The organism is Paenibacillus sp. OT2-17, assembly GCF_009827695.1.
Taxonomy (GTDB): Bacteria; Bacillota; Bacilli; order Paenibacillales; family Paenibacillaceae; genus Paenibacillus; species Paenibacillus polymyxa_B.
Genome location: NZ_WUDQ01000830.1, coordinates 1 through 1,190, shown reverse-complemented (window position 1 = coordinate 1,190; position 1,190 = coordinate 1). Strand labels below are relative to the sequence as shown.

The 1,190-nt window shown below is 53.9% G+C and carries 1 protein-coding gene and 1 pseudogene; both read right to left on the bottom strand.

Translation table 11 applies throughout. The features are described from left to right. Positions 1–78: 78 nt before the first annotated feature. Positions 79–807 (bottom strand): ABC transporter permease, encoded by a 729-nt coding sequence (locus GRP75_RS27465; RefSeq protein WP_160790951.1) that lies wholly within the window; start codon positions 805–807, stop codon positions 79–81. Beyond that, positions 807–1,190: pseudogene (locus tag GRP75_RS27460) on the bottom strand (ABC transporter permease); the annotation flags it as partial. The pseudogene GRP75_RS27460 and the gene GRP75_RS27465, both read right to left, overlap by 1 nt.

The window sequence follows — 1,190 nt, the reverse complement described above, 5'->3', positions numbered from 1 at the left end:
GTGTAAACCAATAGCACAGTAAAAAAACTCCTTACCCTCATTTAGGATAAGGAGTTTTTGCAATCCCCGTATTTCGCCCTATATCTCTTTATAACGAAATACTGTCAGTCCCGCTAACGTAAATACGACAAAGCTACCTATTATAACCGTCAACAGTGTATCCGTTGGCACCATGAACGCCCCGAAGTTGTCTCTTCCACTCGGCATCATCGCCAATAAAGGCTGTGTCCATGGATAGTACGGACCGTAGGTTTGAGAATTGGCGACCAGAATATTCGGCACGGTGAAGACGAAATTCAACGCAAGCGGTGCGGCAAAGCTGGACCACAGGAAGGACACCATCAACTGCAACGCAGCCAGCGGCAGGCAGGCTACCCAGCCGGCGAGCAAACTTTGAGCGATCACGGCCCATGGAATCGGTCCGTTCATACCCTGCACAACTCCAACACCCAGCAACGCTCCTCCGAACAGTAGCTGGGTCAATCCGACCAAGGCCATAATGATGGTCAGCTTGGCCGCATACAGACTCGTGCGGGACAATGGCAATGACATCAGCTGCTTCCAACCGCCGCCCCCATGCTCGAATCGGCAGACCAGAGATGCAAATACGGCGGTCAGCATCGGCATGAACAGCAGCGCATGAACTGTAAGCATGGCAGACAACAACACCTGCCAATTCCCTCCCGGGTTTGCCAGCAAACCAATCAGGACGGCAATCGCCGGGCTGACGAGCGCAAGGAGCCAGACGGGCGATTTCGCCATTTTCATACGTTCAACAGAAAGCAGCCGTACATATCCTCCGAACATTACGCCACATCCTTTCGGCTAAAATGGGCCGCTGTCAGCAGGCTCAGAAGCACACCCGTTCCGCACCCGACGGACGCAAACATCCACGCTTGAGGTGCAACCCATGCGAATTGCGGCCAGGCCAACGGAAACCATTCGGACAGCTGTGAAGCAAACAGGCTGCCGATACCTAACGTAATCCCCAGTGTTACAGGCAGCGCTTGGTTATGGAACGTGACCGTTAACCACAACAATAATACGAGCATAGGCAGCGTACCGCCTAAAGGCCAAAATCCAAGCCGCAGTAATTCTCCAATCGGCGCCGGCTCTCCCCCGAAGCCGAGTAGCATGCCCAACACCCACGTCCCTACCGTCAGGAGTACACAGGACACACACAGCATCCC

What these genes read in the sequence shown, in the direction of transcription:
- GRP75_RS27465 (WP_160790951.1), bottom strand. Translation starts at nt 807, where the DNA reads ATGTTCGGAGGATATGTACGGCTGCTTTCTGTTGAACGTATGAAAATG.